At 70.8% G+C, this 17,774-nt stretch carries 21 protein-coding genes; 9 read left to right on the forward strand and 12 right to left on the reverse strand.

Translation table 11 applies throughout. The features are described 5' to 3' along the window. Positions 1-11 precede the first annotated feature (11 nt). From efeB to ACIA73_RS09710, 3 genes are all read left to right on the forward strand, one after another. Positions 12-1,298 carry an iron uptake transporter deferrochelatase/peroxidase subunit gene (gene efeB / locus ACIA73_RS09700; RefSeq protein ID WP_399437801.1) on the forward strand — a complete coding sequence of 429 codons (1,287 nt, stop codon included), beginning with the start codon at positions 12-14 and terminating at the stop codon, positions 1,296-1,298. A gap of 99 nt (positions 1,299-1,397) precedes the next feature. Next, positions 1,398-2,372, forward strand: coding sequence for an iron uptake transporter permease EfeU (efeU, locus tag ACIA73_RS09705; RefSeq protein ID WP_399437802.1), 975 nt, complete (start codon positions 1,398-1,400; stop codon positions 2,370-2,372). Continuing rightward, the gene (locus ACIA73_RS09710; protein ID WP_399438045.1) at positions 2,329-3,255 is read left to right on the forward strand and encodes a hypothetical protein; all 927 of its coding nucleotides are present in this window, start codon (positions 2,329-2,331) and stop codon (positions 3,253-3,255) included. Before efeU ends, ACIA73_RS09710 begins: the two co-directional genes overlap by 44 nt. A 46-nt stretch (positions 3,256-3,301) precedes the next feature. On the opposite strand, the gene ACIA73_RS09715 is transcribed toward ACIA73_RS09710, so the two are convergent. Both ACIA73_RS09715 and ACIA73_RS09720 read right to left on the reverse strand, forming a co-directional pair. Then, entirely contained in the window at positions 3,302-4,072 is a 771-nt protein-coding gene (locus tag ACIA73_RS09715) for a bifunctional DNA primase/polymerase (RefSeq protein WP_399437803.1), read from the reverse strand. A 130-nt stretch (positions 4,073-4,202) separates the two neighbouring features. After that, on the reverse strand, positions 4,203-4,817 hold the full coding sequence (locus tag ACIA73_RS09720) for a TetR/AcrR family transcriptional regulator (protein WP_399437804.1): 615 nt from the start codon (positions 4,815-4,817) through the stop codon (positions 4,203-4,205). 214 nt (positions 4,818-5,031) lie between these two features. Between ACIA73_RS09720 and ddaH the strand changes: the two genes are divergently transcribed. Continuing rightward, a complete protein-coding gene (ddaH, locus tag ACIA73_RS09725) occupies positions 5,032-5,856 on the forward strand; it encodes a dimethylargininase (RefSeq protein WP_399437805.1) in 825 nt (274 codons plus the stop codon). On the opposite strand, the gene ACIA73_RS09730 is transcribed toward ddaH, so the two are convergent. Beyond that, positions 5,853-6,899, reverse strand: a complete 1,047-nt coding sequence (locus ACIA73_RS09730) for a small ribosomal subunit Rsm22 family protein (protein ID WP_399437806.1) — start codon at positions 6,897-6,899, stop codon at positions 5,853-5,855. The two genes, ddaH and ACIA73_RS09730, sit on opposite strands and share 4 nt — an antisense overlap. 114 nt (positions 6,900-7,013) lie before the next feature. Here ACIA73_RS09730 and ACIA73_RS09735 point away from each other — a divergent pair, with 114 nt between their 5' ends. Further along, on the forward strand, positions 7,014-8,348 hold the full coding sequence (locus ACIA73_RS09735) for a hypothetical protein (RefSeq protein ID WP_399437807.1): 1,335 nt from the start codon (positions 7,014-7,016) through the stop codon (positions 8,346-8,348). An 88-nt stretch (positions 8,349-8,436) separates the two neighbouring features. Continuing rightward, on the forward strand, positions 8,437-8,811 hold the full coding sequence (locus ACIA73_RS09740) for a hypothetical protein (protein ID WP_399437808.1): 375 nt from the start codon (positions 8,437-8,439) through the stop codon (positions 8,809-8,811). Between the two features lie 110 nt (positions 8,812-8,921). On the opposite strand, the gene ACIA73_RS09745 is transcribed toward ACIA73_RS09740, so the two are convergent. Both ACIA73_RS09745 and ACIA73_RS09750 read right to left on the reverse strand, forming a co-directional pair. Next, on the reverse strand, positions 8,922-10,319 hold the full coding sequence (locus ACIA73_RS09745) for a Bcr/CflA family multidrug efflux MFS transporter (RefSeq protein ID WP_399437809.1): 1,398 nt from the start codon (positions 10,317-10,319) through the stop codon (positions 8,922-8,924). 104 nt (positions 10,320-10,423) lie between these two features. Beyond that, the gene (locus tag ACIA73_RS09750) at positions 10,424-12,076 is read right to left on the reverse strand and encodes an alkaline phosphatase D family protein (RefSeq protein ID WP_399437810.1); all 1,653 of its coding nucleotides are present in this window, start codon (positions 12,074-12,076) and stop codon (positions 10,424-10,426) included. A gap of 106 nt (positions 12,077-12,182) precedes the next feature. Between ACIA73_RS09750 and ACIA73_RS09755 the strand changes: the two genes are divergently transcribed. Both ACIA73_RS09755 and ACIA73_RS09760 read left to right on the forward strand, forming a co-directional pair. Then, positions 12,183-12,944: an SDR family oxidoreductase gene (locus ACIA73_RS09755; protein ID WP_399437811.1), complete on the forward strand. Its 762-nt coding sequence runs from the start codon at positions 12,183-12,185 to the stop codon at positions 12,942-12,944. Between the two features lie 101 nt (positions 12,945-13,045). Continuing rightward, complete coding sequence (locus ACIA73_RS09760; protein ID WP_399437812.1) at positions 13,046-13,924, forward strand: PhzF family phenazine biosynthesis protein; 879 nt, start codon at positions 13,046-13,048, stop codon at positions 13,922-13,924. Between the two features lie 25 nt (positions 13,925-13,949). On the opposite strand, the gene ACIA73_RS09765 is transcribed toward ACIA73_RS09760, so the two are convergent. The 3 genes from ACIA73_RS09765 to ACIA73_RS09775 form a co-directional block, all read right to left on the reverse strand. Next, positions 13,950-14,453: a hypothetical protein gene (locus ACIA73_RS09765; RefSeq protein WP_399437813.1), complete on the reverse strand. Its 504-nt coding sequence runs from the start codon at positions 14,451-14,453 to the stop codon at positions 13,950-13,952. 361 nt (positions 14,454-14,814) lie between these two features. After that, the gene (locus ACIA73_RS09770; protein WP_399437814.1) at positions 14,815-15,006 is read right to left on the reverse strand and encodes a hypothetical protein; all 192 of its coding nucleotides are present in this window, start codon (positions 15,004-15,006) and stop codon (positions 14,815-14,817) included. A 90-nt stretch (positions 15,007-15,096) separates the two neighbouring features. After that, positions 15,097-15,273, reverse strand: coding sequence for a hypothetical protein (locus tag ACIA73_RS09775; RefSeq protein ID WP_399437815.1), 177 nt, complete (start codon positions 15,271-15,273; stop codon positions 15,097-15,099). Positions 15,274-15,463: 190 nt separating this feature from the next. On the opposite strand from ACIA73_RS09775, the gene ACIA73_RS09780 reads away from it, so the two are divergent. Further along, entirely contained in the window at positions 15,464-15,631 is a 168-nt protein-coding gene (locus tag ACIA73_RS09780) for a hypothetical protein (RefSeq protein ID WP_399437816.1), read from the forward strand. Between the two features lie 61 nt (positions 15,632-15,692). Here the strand turns inward: ACIA73_RS09780 and ACIA73_RS09785 are convergent, their stop codons facing one another. Genes ACIA73_RS09785 through ACIA73_RS09800 form a run of 4 tightly spaced genes read right to left on the reverse strand, consistent with a single transcriptional unit; the run spans position 15,693 to position 17,645 of the window. Next, positions 15,693-15,866, reverse strand: coding sequence for a DUF397 domain-containing protein (locus ACIA73_RS09785; RefSeq protein ID WP_399437817.1), 174 nt, complete (start codon positions 15,864-15,866; stop codon positions 15,693-15,695). Between the two features lie 13 nt (positions 15,867-15,879). Beyond that, positions 15,880-16,734, reverse strand: a complete 855-nt coding sequence (locus ACIA73_RS09790; protein ID WP_399437818.1) for a helix-turn-helix domain-containing protein — start codon at positions 16,732-16,734, stop codon at positions 15,880-15,882. Between the two features lie 7 nt (positions 16,735-16,741). Then, positions 16,742-17,266 carry a DUF6879 family protein gene (locus ACIA73_RS09795; protein ID WP_399437819.1) on the reverse strand — a complete coding sequence of 175 codons (525 nt, stop codon included), beginning with the start codon at positions 17,264-17,266 and terminating at the stop codon, positions 16,742-16,744. Continuing rightward, positions 17,226-17,645, reverse strand: coding sequence for a hypothetical protein (locus ACIA73_RS09800; RefSeq protein ID WP_399437820.1), 420 nt, complete (start codon positions 17,643-17,645; stop codon positions 17,226-17,228). The genes ACIA73_RS09795 and ACIA73_RS09800 overlap by 41 nt, the downstream gene beginning before the upstream one ends. Between the last annotated feature and the right edge of the window lie 129 nt (positions 17,646-17,774).

Here is a 17,774-nt window from a genome sequence, read left to right on the forward strand (position 1 = left end):
GAGGCGGACCCATGTCGGCACCAGGCACTCCCCCGGTGGGACCCGAGTCCCCGGCGGACACCAACTCCGCTGCGCCGTCCCGGCGTTCGGTGATCGGCTGGGGTGGCGCCGGGCTCGCGCTCGGCGCCGCCGCGGCCGGCGGTGCGGCCCTCGCGCTGAACCGGGACGAGGAGCCGCCGTCGGCGCCCGCCGCGTCCGACGGGGCGGCCGTCCCCTTCCACGGTGCGCATCAGGCCGGGATCGCCACCGCGGTCCCGGACCGGCTGCACTTCGCCGCGTTCGACGTGACGACCAGGGACCGGGCGGAGCTCATCCAGTTGCTGAAGGACTGGACGGCGGCGGCGGCCAGGATGACGGCCGGGCACGCGGTGGGCGAGGGTGCGTACGGCGGGCTGCCCGAGGCGCCGCCGGACGACACCGGGGAGGCGCTCGGCCTCAAGCCGTCCCGGCTCACGCTGACGATCGGCTTCGGGCCCTCGCTCTTCGACGGACGGTTCGCGCTGAAGGACAGGCGTCCGGCGGCCCTGGTGGACCTGCCGAGGTTCCCCGGCGACAACCTCGACAGGGCGCGCAGCGGCGGCGATCTGTGCGTCCAGGCGTGCGCGGACGACCCGCAGGTGGCGGTGCACGCGATCCGCAACCTCGCCAGGGTCGGCTTCGGCAAGGTCGCGGTGCGCTGGTCGCAGCTGGGCTTCGGCAAGACGTCGTCGACGACGCCGGACGCGCAGACCCCCCGTAACCTCTTCGGCTTCAAGGACGGCACCCGCAATGTCGCGGGTACCGACGCGGCCACCCTCGACAAGCACGTCTGGGCGTCCGCGAAGGACGGCAGTGCGTGGATGGCGGGCGGCTCGTACCTGGTCGCCCGGCGGATCCGGATGAACATCGAGACCTGGGACCGCACTCCGCTCCAGGAGCAGGAGGACATCTTCGGCCGCGACAAGGGCGAGGGCGCCGCGGTGGGCCGGCCGAAGGAGCACGACGAGCCCCGCCTCAAGGCGATGATGCCCACTTCGCACGTCAGGCTCGCCCACCCGGACACCAACGCCGGGGCGCGGATGCTGCGTCGCGGCTACTCCTTCACCGACGGCACGGACGGTCTGGGGCGGCTGGACGCCGGACTGTTCTTCCTGGCGTACCAGCGGGACGCGCGGGACGCGTTCATCCCCGTACAGCGGAATCTCGCGCGGTCCGACGCGCTGAACGAATACATCCAGCACGTGGGTTCGGCGCACTTCGCCGTCCCGCCGGGCGTCCGGGACAAGGACGACTGGTGGGGGCGGGCGCTGTTCTCGTAACGCCCCGTATCTCCTGGCGCTCCCTTCTCACAGCGCTCCGTTCTCGTGACCCTCATACGCACCTGACCCTCATACGCACCTGAAAGGGCGGGGACCGACATGTTCGCCAACTATCTGACCGGCCTGCGCGAAGGCCTCGAAGCCAGCCTGGTCGTCTGCATCCTGATCGCCTATCTGGTGAAGACCGGGCGGCGGGACGCACTGGCGCCGGTGTGGATCGGCATCGGGGTCGCGGTGCTGATCGCGCTCGGTTTCGGCGCCGCACTGACCTTCGGGTCACAGGAGTTGACCTTCGAGGCGCAGGAGGCGTTGGGGGGTTCGCTGTCGATCCTGGCGGTGTGCCTGGTGACCTGGATGGTCTTCTGGATGCGGCGTACCGCCCGCCATCTCAAGGCGGAACTGCACGGCAAGCTGGACGCGGCGCTGCGGATGGGAACGGGCGCGCTGGTGGCGACCGCGTTCCTGGCGGTGGGCCGCGAGGGGCTGGAGACGGCGCTCTTCGTGTGGGCCTCGGTACGGGCCTCGGGCGACGGTACGCACGCCCCGCTGACCGGGGTGATCCTCGGGCTGGCCACGGCGGTCGTGCTGGGGTGGCTGTTCTACCGGGGTGCGGTGCGCATCAACCTGGCGAAGTTCTTCACCTGGACCGGCGGGATGCTGCTGGTGGTGGCGGCCGGTGTACTGGCGTACGGCGTCCATGACTTGCAGGAGGCGCGCTTCCTGGGCGGGCTGGCGGACAAGGCGTTCGACATCAGTGAGCAGATCCCCCCGGACAGCTGGTACGGCACCCTGCTCAAGGGGGTGTTCAACTTCCAGAGCGACCCGACCGTCCTCCAGGTCACGGTGTGGGCGCTGTATCTGGTCCCGATGCTGGTGCTGTTCTTCGCCCCGGTAGGGTTCCGGTCGTCGGCGACGGTGACACAGAAGGCGACCCATGGGCAGGCTGAGGCTGAGCACACTCCCCAGGCGGCGGACAGCGGCGCTGGCCACGGCGGCGATCCTCGCCCTGACGGCGAGCGGCTGCGTGACGGTGCACGGCGAGCTGGCGATCGTCCCGGCGGCGACGAAGGCTGAGGCCGCCCGGGCCCTGAAGGACTTCACCCTCGCCTACAACAAGGCCGACAAGGCGTACGACCCGGCGCTCGCCGCGGGCCGGGTCACCGGCGCCCTGGGCGCCATCAACCAGGCCGGTCTCAAGGCCCGCAGGGCACAGAACCCCGGCGGCAATCCGGGGCACCAGGAACTCGCGCTCACCGACGCGCACTTCCTGATACCGCAGCAGAAGGGCTGGCCGCGCTGGTTCGTCGCGGACACCGACAGCAACCGGGACACCGACGGCGGACGCGCCGACACCCGCTGGCTGGTGGTGTTCGTACGGGGCGGCGCCGACCAGCTCTGGCAGGCCTCGCACCTGCTGACCCTGACGCCCGGCGAGGTGCCCGAATTCGCGGCCGACGGCGAGGGCTTCGCGAAGCCGGCCCCCCTGGACGGCGCGGGCCTGGTGGCCCCGCCCAAGGAGCTGGGCGGCGCCTACACCTCGTACCTGGAGAACAAGGGCCGCTCCGAGCAGCAGGTGACCTTCGCGCCGGGCCGGGACACCACCCTCTGGCTGGCTTCGCGGGTGCGGGCCTCGCAGCGGATCGGGCGGTCCATGCAGTATCTCGACCAGCCGCTGAACACCGGCACCTTCGCGCCCGTCGGTCTGATGACCAAGGACGGCGGCGCGTTCGTCTTCTTCGCCTCCCGGCACTTCGAGAAGCAGACCGCGGCGCGCGGGGTCGCGCTGCTCGACATCAACCCGGACGTCACCGCCCTGCTGACCGGCACCCCGAAGTCGACGCTGACCAAGGAGCGGGTGTCGAGTCAGGTGGCGCTGGTGCCGAAGAAGGGTGCGGCGAAGAGCGCGGTGGAGCTGGAGTCCAGGGTGCAGGGGCTGGTGGCGGCGACCGGGGCGTAAGGGCCCTGTCCCTGGCGGGGACCGGTACTTGCAGGGGTGCCGGGGCCTACCGGCCGACCGGCCAGGCCACCGCGTGCGGGTCGCTGTCGGCGTCGGTGTCCTCGTCGGCGTAGCGGGCGCAGGCGTCGGTGAGGGTTTCCAGCAGGGTCAGCGGGTCGGGGAGCTGGTGCTCCAGGCCGCGCACCCAGTGCACGTCCAGGTCACCGGGGAGACGTGCCGGGGGTACGAGGACGTAGCTGCCCCGGCAGTGCCAGCGCAGCCCCGGGTGCTCGTCCATGGTCTCCGGATGGCAGTCCAGCTCGCACGGCCACCACTCGTCCTCGTCCTCGGGGGTGCCCCGGGTCGCGGTGAAGAACAGCATCCGGGCGTCCGCCCCGGCGGCCCCCTCGGCGAACAGCGCCACCGGGCCGACCTCGATCCCGGCAGCGAGCAGCCGCTCCAACGCGCTGCGACCGGCCTCCAACGGAACGTCCAGGACGTCGTGGACCATGCCGGTCGCGGTGATGAAGTTGGCCTGCGGCTGGGTGTTCGCCCAGCGCTCCAGCTGGGCGCGGTCGGTGGTCGACTGGGTCTGCCAGGCGAAGGACACCGGATGCCGGGCGGGCGTCGGACAGCCGACGCGGTCGCAGGAACATCGATAGCCGGAGGGATACGCGGCCGGGGCGAGCGGCAGTCCCGCGTCGGCGGCGGCGCGCAGCAGCGTCAGACGGCCGGCACCCTCGTCGGGCACGGGCCTGCCCCCTGCACGGCGGCGCAACCACTGTGCGATGCGGCCCTTGGCCTCGAACGATCCGGACGATTTGCTCCCCGCGCCCATCTGGCTCCTCACCCTCAACCTCGGTCCCTGCGGACTTCTCCATGCTCGCACCATCCTGCGCCCCGGGTGGCCGGTGTCCGTATCCGGGTTTGGTGAGATACCTCGCTCGCAAGGGACCGGGTTGCGGGAATCAGCGAGGGGTGAGGCCGCCCAGGACGTAGTCCACGAGGCGGTCGGCGTAGTCGTGGGTGAGGGGTCCGGTGCGCATCATCCAGCGGCCGGAGAGGGGTCCGGTGAGCAGCTCCACCGCGATGTCCAGGTCCAGGTCGGTGCGCAGGTCGCCGTGGGCGCGGGCGGCGGCGAGCCGGTCGACGTAGAGCTGGAGGGAGGGGCGCAGCAGTTTCTCCACGTAGCGGGCGCAGAGCTCGGCGTCGACGATGCCTTCGGCGGCGAGGGCGCGGGTGGGGAGGTCGTACTTGGGATCGACGAGTTCGTCGACGGTCGCGCGCAGGACGAGGCGGAGGTCGGCGGCGAGGTCGCCGGTGTCGGGGATGGCGGCGCCGACCTCTCCGACGGCTTCGGCGGCCTGGTCGCCGAGGTCGACGAAGGCTTCCAGGAGGACGGCGGCCTTGGAGGGCCACCAGCGGTAGATGGTCTGTTTGCCGACGCCGGCGCGGGCGGCGATTCCCTCGATGGTGGTCCTGGGGTAGCCGAGTTCCGCGACGAGGGCGAGGGCGGCGTCGTAGATCGCACGGCGGGAGCGGTCGCTGCGGCGGGAGGAGTCGGGGGGCTTGGTCTCTGGCATGGGGGCAATCTAGCAGGGGCGAGACGGGGCGTCTCGCGGGGTGGCTGTTGGCCGTTGGCATTCCGCCGTCGCGCGGCCGGGAGGGGGGTTGCCCCGGTTCGGGGGTGGGGAACCACCCTTTCGGTGCACAGCGGAAGGGGGGTGCAGGTCGGACCATGGGCAGTGGCAGGCCGATGTACCCGGAGTCCTGCCGCTCTCTTCGAAGGAGCCCTCATTGAACCGACCCCTTCGTGACACGGCGCCCCGTCGCTACCTGATGTGCCCCCCGGAGCACTTCAGGGTCACGTACTCCATCAACCCCTGGATGGACCCCGCCAAGCCGGTCGAGCTGCCGCTGGCACTCGCGCAGTGGGAAGACCTGCGTGACCGGTACCTCTCCCTCGGCCACACCGTCGAACTCCTCGACCCCCGCCCCGGCCTCCCCGACATGGTCTTCGCCGCGAACGGCGCCACCGTCGTCGACGGCCGGGTCCTGGGCGCCCGGTTCGCCTACGCCGAGCGCACCCCGGAGGCCGAGGCGCACCGCGAGTGGTTCGCCGCCCACGGTTTCACCGACATCCGCGAGCCGGAACACATCAACGAGGGCGAGGGCGACTTCGCGGTCACCGCCTCGTGGGTGCTGGCCGGGCGCGGCTTCCGCTCGACGTCCGCCGCGCACGACGAGGCGCAGGAGTTCTTCGGGCGTCCGGTGATCGGCCTGGATCTGGTCGACCCCCGCTACTACCACCTGGACACCGCGCTCGCCGTCCTCGACGACCGCACGGACGAGGTCATGTACTACCCGGGCGCCTTCTCCCCCGGCAGCCGCGCGGTCCTCGCCCGTCTCTTCCCCGACGCGTTGATCGCCGGGGAGGAGGACGCCGCGGCCCTCGGTCTCAACGCGGTGAGCGACGGCCGGCACGTCCTGCTGCCCCACGCGGCGGTCGGTCTCTACGACCCGCTGCGCGCCCGGGGGTTCGAGCCGATCGGCATGGATCTGGGTGAACTGCTGAAGGGCGGCGGCAGCGTGAAGTGCTGCACCCAGGAGCTCCGCCCCTAGTCGGCCGAGTCCTCTGACGGGGGCGGCCACTCGTCGCCCCAGTCGGTGTCCCTGGCCGACCGGTACAGGTCACCGTGCCGCTTCTTCGACACGTTCTCCCCGGCCTGCTCACCGTCCGCCCGGCACAGCTCCAGCATCACCAGTCCCTTGCGGATCTGCGGCTTGCGTACGACGCGGGCCGCGACGGGAGCCGCGCCCACGCCCGGCTCCCGCACCGCCACCACATACGCGAACTTCTCGTCCTCGTACGGCAGCGAACCGCCCTTCACCTTCCGGTGCAGGGAGGAGCGGCTGACCCGGGCCGAGAAGTGGCACCAGTCCGTCCCGGCGGGGTCCAGCGGGCAGGCGGCGCTGTGCGGGCAGGGCGCGGCGATCGCGAACCCGGCGTCGATCAGCTTGGTCCGGGCGGCGAGGACGCGGCGGTAGCCGTCCGGGGTGCCGGGCTCGACGATCACGACGGCGCCGGTGGCGGCACGGGCGGCCGCCTCGACCAGGGTGTCCCGGTCGGCCTCGGTCAGCTCTTTCAGGACGTACGAGACGGTGACCAGATCGGTGCTCGGGAGGGTGAGCGCCGCTCCGATACGGGCGCGCTGCCACACCACGTCCCGCAGCGCCGGCACCCCCGACGCCTCCGCGAGTTCCCGCCCCAGCTCCAGCGCGGGCTCCGCCCAGTCCAGGACGGTGGTCCGCTGCGTCCCCCACGCCTCGCAGACCGCCCAGCTCGCGGCGCCGGTGCCGCCCCCGATGTCGGTGTGCGTCCCGGGCGCCCAGTGCGGTGCCGCCTCCCGCAGTGCCCCGAGCGCGGACCTTACGGCCTCGAAGGTCGCGGGCATCCGGTACGCCGCGTAGGCGGCCACGTCGGAGCGGTCGCGCAGCACCGGGGCGTCGGTCGGGGTGGTCCCCCGGTAATTGGCGATCAGCCGGTCGACGGCCTGCGTCGCCTGCTTGGGCGGCAGCCCGGCGAGCAGCCCGGCGAGGGCGCCGCGCAGCACGTCCGAGCCGGCGGCGGAGGCCGCCGCTGAGGTGGGGAGGGTGGGGTTCACCGAAAAAGTGTATGGGGCAAAAAGGTGCGTCCGTGAACTGCTGCGCATCAAGAGGCAGTTGCATACGCTGACAGAGGTTGACCGTTTCTGGGGGCTGTACGTCGGGGGTAGATCGTGGGACAGCGGGTCATGCGCATGGCGCTGGTGGCAGGGGTGGCCGTACTGGCTCTGCTCCTCCTCCTCGCCACCTGCGGCGGGGGCAAGGACGACGAGCCGGACGCGGGCAAGGACGGGAAGGACGCCAAGAAGCCGACGAAGGCCGGCAGCCCGGCGCCGTCCGCGGTGCCCCGGCTGCCCGCCCCGGCCGCGTACGACACGGCCAGGGGCTGGCGGATCGTCGGCGGCTCCACCGAGTACGCACTGTCGCAGGAGCCCGCGCTGGTCGGGCATGTGGAACGCGGCACCACCGGTTCCTTCGTGCTGCGCACCTATGACGTGAAGACCGGGAAGCGGGCCTGGTCGGGCACCCCATGGCGGTCGCTGTCGGACCCGGCGTACTTCCCCGGACTGCTCTCCCTCACCAAGGGCGACCGCCACTACTTCGTCACCTGGTCGTACGGCAAGGTCGGCGGCGCGGACTCGCTGTCGACCGGCGATTCGGTGCTCGCCCTGGACGTGTACGACGCCAGGGACGGCAACCAGAAGCACTACGAGCTGCCCTGGCAGGGCGTTCCGGTGGTCTCCACCACCGGACCCGCGATCCTGGTCACCAATGGCGCGGCGACGGCCGCCGTGGTGGACCCGGAGACCGGGCGCGTCACCCCGTACGCCGCGAACCCGAAGTCCCTGGGGATGCCCAAGGGCTGCAAGAACTGCGGGGCCCGTACCGAGGTGCGGGCTCTGACCGCCAAGGGGCTGCTGGTGAGCGGGCGCAGCGAGTTCTGGGTGAAGGGCGGCTGGTACAGCAGGGCGGTCGCGCCCAAGGGCTTGGACCCGGCGTCCGGGGTGCCCACCTCGGTGACCTCGGCCGGGCAGATCCTCGCCAAGTGGCAGAAGAAGAAGCCGGACAACTGGGAGCGCTGGGCGGTGCACGACGCGAACACCGGCAAGGTGCTCGCCTCGGTCGACTGCCCCAGGCCGGCCATAGAGCCCGGCGAGTACCCGCAGGCGGTGACCGCCCCGGGCGGCCACTACCTGGTCGCCGGGAATCTCGCCTTCGACCTGCGCTCCCCCGCCCCCAAGGGCGCCAAGACCGGCCACTGCCTCCAGGGCAGGGGCGGCGCCAAGCCGGTCACCCTCACCTCGGTCACCGACGACGGCATCGCCTACGGCACCACCAGCACCACGTCGGCGGGCGGCACCCCGGTCGAGGTCCCGCTCTCCACGGTCGTGCCTGCCGCGCTGACCGACGGTGCGGTGGTGCCGGAGCGGGAGCTGGCGGGCACCGGACTGTTCCGCTGGACGGACCGCAGGGACCGGTCGCAGCTGATCGGCTATCCGCGCAGGTGAGTCGGGGCGGGGCGGGCCGGGCGGCCGCTTCGGGGACGTATCTGCCGGATCTCTGGCGCCGGGACGTGAACTCGGCCAGTCTGAGCGGATGTTGCTGCCGAGTGCACACGCGCAGACCGAGCTGATCGAGGTCGTCCGGATCACCCCGGACGTGAACGACCCGCTGCCGAAAACCATGACGGGCGAAGAGCTGGCGATCTGGGACGCCGAGGAGGCCCGGGAGGCGTTGGCCCTGGTCAAGGAGTTGCCGGGCAGCCAGCCCGGGCCGACGTTCGTGCCGGGCTGGGGGCTGCGGGTGCACGGCGCGCGGGGCGTGCTCTTCGAGATCGCCTTCAGTTACGACTGCCACGCGGCCCGCGTCTGGGGTCCCGGGATGCCGCACAAGCAGGAGGGCATCTACAGCTTCGACCCGGACAGTGCTCCGGCCGTCGAACTGCTGCGCCGGTTCCGGGAGAGTGCGTAGCCAGGCAGGAGAGCGCGCCGGCAGCCGACGGCTTCGGGGCGATGACGTCGGTGGGGCCCGTCCGCGACCGTGCGGACGGGCCCCCACCGACGTCACTCCTCGCCGTGCTCCTACGCGTCCGAAGTCCGCTGCCACGGCCTGCACAGCGCCACGAAGCAGACGATTGCCAGCACCGAGCAGACCAGCTGCACCACGGCCATCGGGACCGCCGTGGCCTCGCCCGCGATGCCGACCAGCGGGGAGGCGACCGCGCCGACCAGGAACGAGGACGTGCCGAGCAGCGCGGAGGCGGAACCGGCCGCGTGCGGGGTGCGCATCAGGGCCTGGGTGTTGGTGCTCGGCATGATCAGGCCCATCGCCGACATCAGCACGAAGAGTCCGGCCGCGACCGGCCACAGCCCCACCTTGCCGAAGACCCCGCCGGTCATCAGCAGCAGCGCGGTGGCGGCCAGCGTGATGACGGCCAGGCCGAAGGCGAGCACCTTGTCGAGGCGGACCCGGCCGACCAGGACCTTGCCGTTGATCTGACCGACGGCGATCAGTCCGATCGAGTTCACGCCGAAGAGCAGGCTGAAGGTCTGCGGGGAGGCGCCGTAGATCTCCTGGACGACGAAGGGGGAGGCGGAGATGTAGGCGAAGAGCACGGCGAAGGCGAGGCCGCCGGTGAGCATGTACCCGGTGAAGACGCGGTCGGCGAGCAGGCCCCTCATGGTGCGCAGGGCCTGGCCCACGCCGCCGGTGTGGCGGCGGCTCTCGGGCAGCGTCTCGTGCAGCCACTTGAAGACCACCAGGGTCAGGATCACGCCGATGACGGTCAGCACGTAGAAGACGCCGCGCCAGTCGGTGACGCGCAGCACCTGGCCGCCGATGACGGGAGCGATGACCGGGGCCACCCCGGAGATCAGCATCAGGGTGGCGAAGAACCTCGCCATTTCCACGCCGTCGTACAGGTCGCGTACCACCGCCCGCGCGATGACGATGCCGGCCGCGCCCGCCAGGCCCTGGAGCAGGCGGAAGGCGATGAGGAGTTCGGCGTTCGGGGCCAGCGCACAGATGGCCGTGGCCAGCACGTAGATGACCATGCCGACGAGCAGCGGGCGGCGGCGCCCCATCTTGTCGCTGAGCGGTCCGACCACCAGCTGGCCGAGCGCCATGCCGGCCAGGCAGGCGGTCAGGGTGAGCTGGACGGTCGCGGCCGGGGAGTTCAGCGCCTCGGTGACCTCCGGGAGGGCCGGGAGGTACATGTCCATGGAGAGCGGCGGGAGGGCGGTCAGGCCACCGAGGACCAGGGTGACCAGGAGGCCGGTGCGGCGGGCGGCGGCCTTGCCGGCCGTCACGGGCCCGGCTTCCGGAGAGAGGGCCTGGGCGGGTACGGCGGACACGGTTCCGGCCGTGGCGGCGGTCGCGGACTCCGCCGCCGCCATGGCCTCCGCGCCCGCCGCGGGTATGTGGTCCTGCCCTGTGGACCCTGCTGACTTCTGGCCGCTCTCCGGCATCATCGCTCCCATTTCGTTGAATACCGACCTATGTTCTCAGCTCTTCCGGCGCGATCGGACCGATCGGACCGATCGCGCGGACGGGCTCGGAAACGGGCGGGAGCGGTAAGTGTGCCTTACACCGGCTTCAGTCCGGGGTTTCCGGCCTCGGTGACGAACGAGGCGACCGTGGCCACCGGCGCCCCCGGTGTGCTGACGGCCGCCACCGCCCGGAAGTCCGCCCGCGCCTGTTCGGCGGTGAGGGTGACCCGGGTGTAGCCGCGCCGCCCGTGGTAGTGCTTCAGGTGCGGGTTGGCACCGGTGAGGGCGGCCCAGTTGGCGGGCTTGTCCGCGCCGTCCTTGCCGCTGGACACGGAGGTGGTGACGATCTCGGTGCCGACGGTCCGCGAGGTGGGGTCGCGGAAGTCCTTCTTGATGTCGAGCCCGTAGGAGACGTGCACGTCCCCGGTCAGCACCAGCAGGTTCTGCACGCCCGCCGACTCGGCGCCGGCCAGGATCCGGGCCCGGGAGGCCGGGTAGCCGTCCCAGGAGTCCATGCTGAGCTTGAAGTCGGGGGTGGCCCTGTCGCGCCGCTCGGCGAAGGTGACCTGCTGCGGGAGCACGTTCCACACGGGCCGCGCCCCACGCCGCCAGCCGTCGATGAGCCACCGCTCCTGGGTGGCCCCGGTCATGGTCCGCGCCGGGTCCTCGGACTCCGGTCCCGGCACCTGCCAGCCGTCCCCGTACGCCTGGTCGGACCGGTACTGCCGGGTGTCCAGGATGTCGAACTGGGCGAGCCGGCCGAACCGCAGCCGCCGGTAGAGCCGCATGTCGGGTCCGTCGGGCCGCTGCGGGGCGCGCAGCGGCTGGTTCTCCCAGTACGCCCGGTAGGCGGCGGCCCGGCGCAGCAGGAACTCCTCCGGCGGTACGTCGTTCTCCGGCGTCCCGCCCGCGTAGTTGTTCTCGGTCTCGTGGTCGTCCCAGGTGACGACGAAGGGGTGGGCGGCGTGGGCGGCACGCAGGTCGGGGTCGGACTTGTAGAGGGCGTAGCGCAGCCGGTAGTCCTCCAGGGTCACGGTCTCCCGGTTGAAGTGCGCGGGAAGGCGGCGGTCGGTGTACTTGCGCTCGCCGCCGGTGGCGTTGACCGCGTACTCGTAGAGGTAGTCGCCGAGGTGCAGGACGGCGTCGAGGTCCTCGCCCGCCAGGTGCTGGTACGCGGTGAAGTAGCCGTCGTGGTACGCCTGGCAGGACACCACGCCGAGCCGCAGTTCGGCGGTGCGCGCACCGGGTGCGGGGGCGGTCCGGGTCCGCCCGGTGGGGCTGATCCAGCTCCCGGCCCGGAAGCGGTAGTGGAGGACCCGGTCGCTTCCCAGCCCGTCCACCTCCACATGGACGCTGTGGTGGAACTCCGGGTGCGCGGTGACGCTCCCGCGCCGCACCACCCGGCGGAAGCGCTCGTCGTGCGCGATCTCCCACTCCACCCGGATGCGGCTCTTGGGCAGTCCGCTGTCCGCTTCGTACGGTCTGGGGGCCAGCCGGGTCCAGAGCAGCACGGAACTCGGGGCGGGGTCTCCGGAGGCCACCCCGAGCGTGAAGGGGTTCTCCTTGATGCGTCGGGCGTCGAAGTCGCCGGCGGCCGGTGCCGCGTGGGCCTGCCCGGGAAGGTTGGTGGCGAAGGCGAGGGCAGCGGCGGCGCCGGTGACGGTCAGGAAGCGGCGGCGGTTGTGCGTGAAGTGCCGTGCGGCTGCGCGGAGTTCGGGGGCGTGCTGGGGTGCTCGGGTGGCTGTCATGCGCGCAGTCCAGCGGGCGGGAACATCACCCCGTTGTCGCGTACACGTCCACCACATGACGGACAGGTGATCTCCTGCCCGGTTTCCCTGACTACCCTCCCCCTCCATGGACACTCAAGCGCAGATCGCGGTGGTGACGGGAGCGGGCTCCGGTATCGGCCGGGCGGTGGCGGTGGAACTCGCCGCCGCCGGCTGGACGGTCGCCCTGGCGGGCCGCCGTGCGGAGCCCCTGGAGGAGACGGCGAAGCTGGCGGAGGCGGCGGGCGGGGCGGCTCTCGCGGTCGTGACCGACGTGTCCTCACCCACCGAGGTGGACGCCCTCTTCGCCACGGTCCGTGACACCTACGGCCGTCTCGATTTGCTCTTCAACAACGCGGGCACCTTCGGCCCCGGCGGCGTCCCCACCGATGAACTCGGTTACGCCGACTGGCAGTCGGTGGTCCAGGTCAACGTCACCGGCGCGTTCCTCTGCGCCCAGGGCGCCTACCGTCTGATGAAGTCACAGTCCCCCCGGGGCGGCCGCATCATCAACAACGGCTCGATCTCCGCCCACGCCCCCCGCCCGCACTCCGTCGCCTACACCACCACCAAGCACGCCATGACCGGCCTCACCAAGTCCCTCTCGCTGGACGGCCGCCCGTACGGCATCGCCGTCGGCCAGATCGACATCGGCAACGCGGCCACCGACATGACCCACCGCATGCAGACCGGCATCCTCCAGGCCAACGGTGAACTCGCGGTGGAACCGGTGATGGACGTGACGGAAGTCGCCCGCACGGTCCACCACATGGCCGCCCTGCCCCTGGCAGCCAACATCCCGTTCGCCACGGTGATGGCCACGACCATGCCCTATCTCGGCCGGGGCTGACGGGCACCGGGGGCGGCGGCTGTCACCCTGCTTCCCGGAGCGGTGACGCCGCCGTCCCACCACCGGGGAATGCCTGACCGGTCCGGTCGGTTGAGCGCAGCATGACTGCCGATGACGCCCGCCCCACGCTGCCCCAGCAAGTGCTTCACTACACCGCCTTCTCGGCCGAGCCCTCCGGCGGCAACCCCGCCGGGGTGGTGCTGGACGCGTCCGCACTCGGCGATGAGGAGATGCTCGCCATCGCCGCCCGGCTCGGCTACAGCGAGACCGCGTTCCTCACCGCCGGTGCCACGCCCTCCACCTACCGCGTCCGCTACTTCAGCCCGCAGGCCGAAGTCTCCTTCTGCGGTCATGCCACCGTCGCGACGGCCGTCGCTCTGGGCGAGCGCCTCGGCCCGGTCGACCTGACCCTCGAAACGAACGCCGGTCCGGTGCCCATCACCGTCGCCCCCTCCCCCGACGGCACCCTCCTCGCCACCCTCACCAGCGTCGAACCGCACACCGAGGACGCCGACCCCAAGGACGTCACGGAGGCCCTCGCCGCTCTCGGCTGGGCGGCCACCGACCTCGACCCGGCCATCCCGCCGCGTATCGGCTACGCCGGGGCCCGCCACCTCGTCCTCGCGGCGGCCACCCGTCCCCGCCTCGCGGACCTCGACTACGACTTCGTACGGCTGCGCACCCTGATGGAGCGCCTGGACCTGACCACCGTGCAGCTCGTCCACCGGGTCTCGGACACCGTCTTCGACGTCCGCGACCCCTTCCCGGTCGGCGGCGTGGTGGAGGACCCGGCCACCGGCGCCGCTGCCGCCGCCTTCGGCGCGTACGCCCGCGAACTCGGCCTCGTCCCCGCGGAGTCGGTCCTCACCCTCCACCAGGGTCAGGACATGGGCCGCCCCGGCACCCTCACGGTGACCCTCCACGAGGGCGACCCGAGGATCCGCGTCTCGGGCACGGCGGTACGCATCCCCACCGCCTGACCGCGCCGCCCGGCGGCCGCCGCCCCTACCTCCCCGCGTCCGGGGACACGTGCGCGAACCACCCCTGCGACTCCTCCCTCCCCAGCACCCGCTCCAGCACCAGGTCACCGGACATGCCGGGGAAGTACCGGCCCGCGGGCCAGCTGCGGGTGTACGGCTCGGGATCGAGGGCCAGGACGCGGGTGCCGCGCACCGGGGGGATGTCGGCGGGGTCGCCCTCGTTCCAGATCCAGGCGCCGTCGGCGCCGAGAAGGTTGAACGAGCCCTGGGTGAGGACCTGGCCCTCGGCGTCCCGGCAGACGGCCACCGCGTCGGGGGACGGGGGCCGGCCCGGGAGGTGGCCGCCGCCGACGAGCGCGTCGGCGAGGAGGGTGTGGAGCTGGAAGTTGTCGCCGATGCCGCCGATGCGGACCAGGAAGCCCGCCCCGGTCTCCCGGTGGAGGACCACCAGGGGTTCCGCGTCGAGCACCCGCAGGGCGTGGCGCAGGCCCTTGAGCGACGGTCCCCCGTTTTCTCCTCGCAGGCCCACTCGACGCGGGCCAGCAGGGCGAGCAACTCCCGCCGGTAGGTGAGCTGTTGGCGACCTGATTCCTCGTTGAGGAGGGCGAAGGCAGCCATCTGCCACTGCGGGAGCGTCCACCAGGCGAGGGCGGGTACGAATCCGGTGCGCTCCACCACGTCGTCGCCGGGGCCCTGCCCGTGCCGCTCCGGGTCCGGGAACGCGCCGCCACCGCTCTCCTCCCACCGCGCGCAGAACTCGGCGAGGTCCTCGAAGGTGTCCCGCAGCGCCGCCGACACCCCGGGCGCGCACAGCCCCGGGTCCGCCCCGCGCTCCACGCACGCGCCGACGATCACCGCGATCACCGCGCGGATGCCGTCGGGCACGGAGGTCAGCAGCGCGGCCGGACGAGGACCGCACTCCCGCACCTCCTCGGTCCCCCCGCCCCGAAGCCCTGCCGTATCGCGTCGAAGGCGCCCCCGGTCCGCTCCGCGTCGCGCGCGGCCACCGCCGCCTCGAACTCCGCTACCGCACGGGCCAGTTCCCCGCCCGAACCACCCGAACCACTTGATCCAAAAGTCATCCGCGCACCCTATCGGCGGGGCGGCAGCCCTCGGAGAGCGGGCAGGGAGGAGGGGGAGGGCGGAGGCGGGAGGGGGCGGGCTCGCCACCACTACGCGGCGGTGGGCTCCCCATCTTCGAACACCTCGTCCGGGATCTCAACCTTGTCCGTCTCCTCGAAGAACACGGCTTGGAGTGCCTTCCGGTCACGGGACGCCGCCCCCTTCACCTGATGGCGGTAGACATCGCGAAGTTCGTCCGGCGAGGCGTGTCCCGTGTAGAGCTGCACCGTCGACTCTGCAACACCTTGATCGAGGGCGTGTGAGGCGAACGAGTGGCGCAAGTTCGAACGCCGGGAGGGCGGCGAGGTCCTCTCCCGCCCGCACAACGCTGCGGAGAACGAGCGGGCAGACGCAGAAGCGAACCGTACCGTCCTGGTAACGCAGCTTCTTGCCGCCTCGATCAGCGGCAGCTCCTCCATGGAGGACAACGACGCCTTCCTCGCACTGGCTGCTAACTCGGAGCCTGAAGTGCTGTCACAGGTGCTGGCGTTGACGCGTCAGAGCACACACCAGCAGCGCGAGATCGCCACCCTTGCGCGCCTGGTGCTCGGGCGCCTGGAGTCCACGGGTAGCGCGATCTTCTAGTGGAAGTGTGGCCTCCACGCACAAGAAACCCCCGGCCAAACGCCGGGGGTTTCTTCTCGTTTCACTTCACCGAAGCTATGAAGGCACTCCACGCTTCAGTGGTGGACGTGACCACGGGAAGCTGCCTGTCCTTCGTGTCGCGGATCAGGACGAGGTTGGGGATATTGTCCGCGACCTCGACGCAGTTGTCAGTCTTCGTGTAGGTGCTTGTGTGCCAGTTCAAGGGTTCGCTCATGGTGTCTCCCTGGTCAGTGGCGGTCATATTGGTCGTAGTGCCGGAGAGCACCACGGATCAGCTCCTTGGCGCTGTCGCCGTAGACGGCCGATCGCTTTAGGGTCTCGAACACCTTCACGTACGCCTCTATCTCCGAGGGCTTCGAGACGGAGAGCTCTGCCGAGAAGGTCTCCACAAGGACGAGCCTGTCGTCGAACATGCTGAACGAGTTGCCGGGCCAGATCCACATGGGGGCTGAACGGGGAATGAACCCGACGCTCAGCCTCGGGAGTCGCATGATGTGCAGGAGCCATTCAAGCTGCTCCAGCATCACCTGTCGGCCACCGAAGTTCGTATACAGGGCTTGTTCTCCCAAGATCACGTGGAAGGCCCTGTTGCCCTTGTACAGGTATTGCTGTCGCTCCAGCCGCTTGGCTGTGGCCGCCTCAACATCGTCCGGGATCTCGTAGAAGTCGACCACCTGCCTGAAGGTAGCCTCGGCGTACCCCTCGTTCTGGAGGGCTCCCCACACCACGGTTGGGTGCCAGATCCGAAAGAGTTTGGTTCGCTCGTAGACCGGCAGAGCCTTCTGCTGTCTCGCCGTGGCGCCCTCGCCCAGGTGCCTCCTCCACTCCATCCAAAGCTCGTCGATGTGGCGGAGTGCGCCGATCAGGTCTTCAAATTGATCGGCCTGCCCCGTTGTCTCGCACCAGACACGAAGGTCATCGTCGCTGGGCTTCTGCCTTCCGTGCTCTATCCGGCTGACCTTGGATTCGTGCCAGCCCGTCACGGCCGCGAAAGCGCGACCGCTGCTGAATCCCGCGTCCTTCCGGAATCCACGCAGCCGCGCTCCCAGCGCCTCTCTCTGGCCTTGTGCCTCTGTGCTCACGAGTCGGTCAGGGCTTGTACTCAGCGTGCGGTGTAGCGAGCCCCCACAGGAGGCCCCTGATCCGCACGCACTCGGCTACGACCTTCGGATCCTCGATCAACTCCGACCCGAGCACACGGCCGTCATTGTCGAAGTGGCCAACTGCCACAAGTCGAGAGTCGATCAGCCACCAGTCGTTCCCGCCCGCCGGGAAGGAGATCTCCTCGGGGAGCTTGTGGCGCGGCAGCCAGCGGATGGATTCGCCTGCCTCCAGATTCACCGGTGTCGTCTCGTACTCCCAACGCACGTAGTCCGAGTGCGGTTCGGTCACGACCCTCACCCTGCGCCAGGCCCCTCCCGATGCGGTGGTCCGCCGTACGAGGTTCACCCAGTAGTCCATGAACGACGGGTCATTGGGCTCGCCCCGCAACCAACTCTGGAACGGTCCATCCTCCTCGGGCACGGAGTAGTCGTCCCTGAGCTCCAGATGGAAGGCTTCCTGCTCGAAGCTCTCAAAGAGCTGGTTGCGCTCGGCGCTTGAGATCAACTCCACGCGGATCCTCCAGAAGTGCAGTGATGGCGGTCTTGGGGACCTCGACCACAGTTTCGTAGTCAGGGACATCCATCGTCGAAAGGGCCTCGGGGTCGGTGACCTCCAGGCCCTGGACGACGAACGTCCCTCCGGGCGTGAGGACCATGATCGGGTCCTCGATGCGCCGGATGTCCCCGGAAGGGAGTCCGTCCTTGGTCAGGTGGTCGAACAGTTCGGTCGGGACCTCTACGGCCGTCTGTCCCTCGCTGAGGTCGAGCTGCATCAGCAGGTCGTTCGCGAAGATCTTCCAGCCCTGGACCAAGTAGGTGTCCCGGTCCGTGGAGTAGAGGGTCGGGCATTCCCCGACGTTGGAGTTCTTACCAAGGAACCGTAGCTTCATGGTCGTTCCCCTGTCCTCGTCCTTGCGCAAGTTTGCGCGTTGAACCGATGGTCGGCTGAGCATTCGAGCCCGTCAAACGGATCGCTGCAAACTGCTGCAAGTTTCTTGGGAGTTGAGAGCTTCCAGTCC

Source organism: Streptomyces sp. NPDC051561, from assembly GCF_044454195.1.
Classification (GTDB): Bacteria; Actinomycetota; Actinomycetes; order Streptomycetales; family Streptomycetaceae; genus Streptomyces.

Excerpts from the sequence above, each read along its gene's own strand:
- efeB (WP_399437801.1), top strand. The coding sequence starts at position 12 with ATGTCGGCACCAGGCACTCCCCCGGTGGGACCCGAGTCCCCGGCGGAC.
- efeU (WP_399437802.1), top strand. The coding sequence starts at position 1,398 with ATGTTCGCCAACTATCTGACCGGCCTGCGCGAAGGCCTCGAAGCCAGC.
- ACIA73_RS09715 (WP_399437803.1), bottom strand. The coding sequence starts at position 4,072 with ATGGGCGCGGGGAGCAAATCGTCCGGATCGTTCGAGGCCAAGGGCCGC.
- ACIA73_RS09720 (WP_399437804.1), bottom strand. The coding sequence starts at position 4,817 with ATGCCAGAGACCAAGCCCCCCGACTCCTCCCGCCGCAGCGACCGCTCC.
- ACIA73_RS09740 (WP_399437808.1), top strand. The coding sequence starts at position 8,437 with ATGTTGCTGCCGAGTGCACACGCGCAGACCGAGCTGATCGAGGTCGTC.
- ACIA73_RS09745 (WP_399437809.1), bottom strand. The coding sequence starts at position 10,319 with ATGGGAGCGATGATGCCGGAGAGCGGCCAGAAGTCAGCAGGGTCCACA.
- ACIA73_RS09750 (WP_399437810.1), bottom strand. The coding sequence starts at position 12,076 with ATGACAGCCACCCGAGCACCCCAGCACGCCCCCGAACTCCGCGCAGCC.
- ACIA73_RS09755 (WP_399437811.1), top strand. The coding sequence starts at position 12,183 with ATGGACACTCAAGCGCAGATCGCGGTGGTGACGGGAGCGGGCTCCGGT.
- ACIA73_RS09760 (WP_399437812.1), top strand. The coding sequence starts at position 13,046 with ATGACTGCCGATGACGCCCGCCCCACGCTGCCCCAGCAAGTGCTTCAC.
- ACIA73_RS09770 (WP_399437814.1), bottom strand. The coding sequence starts at position 15,006 with ATGACTTTTGGATCAAGTGGTTCGGGTGGTTCGGGCGGGGAACTGGCC.
- ACIA73_RS09780 (WP_399437816.1), top strand. The coding sequence starts at position 15,464 with ATGGAGGACAACGACGCCTTCCTCGCACTGGCTGCTAACTCGGAGCCT.
- ACIA73_RS09785 (WP_399437817.1), bottom strand. The coding sequence starts at position 15,866 with ATGAGCGAACCCTTGAACTGGCACACAAGCACCTACACGAAGACTGAC.
- ACIA73_RS09800 (WP_399437820.1), bottom strand. The coding sequence starts at position 17,645 with ATGAAGCTACGGTTCCTTGGTAAGAACTCCAACGTCGGGGAATGCCCG.